This is a genomic window from Dysgonomonas sp. UBA7630 (genome assembly GCF_002483985.1).
Lineage (GTDB): Bacteria > Bacteroidota > Bacteroidia > Bacteroidales > Dysgonomonadaceae > Dysgonomonas.
Genome location: NZ_DLIY01000018.1, coordinates 58,934 through 59,302 on the forward strand (window position 1 = coordinate 58,934; position 369 = coordinate 59,302).

Genomic DNA, 369 nt, shown 5'->3' on the forward strand with positions numbered 1-369 from the left:
AGCTAAAGAAACTGCAAAAACAGAAAAGAAAGCAGCTAAGACAGAAGTGAAAGCAAAAAAGGAAGAAGCTAAAGGTAACGTGAAAGCAGCAAAAGCTGAACTGAAAAAGTAAATAGCTCACTGTGAACCTTTTCACAGTTATCAGAATCTTATTCTGAAAATAAAAGATCGGTACGATTTTCGTGCCGATCTNNTTTATGAAAAAGATTATTCTTTCAGGTATCATGGCTATCGCATTAATCGCCTCTACCAGTGTAATGGCTCAAGATGTAAAAACAGCTAATCAAGCAAAAAAAGCCCCTAAAACAGAAGTTAAGGAAGCCAAACAAGCAGCTAAAACTGAAGTGAAAGAAGCTAAAGAAACTGCAA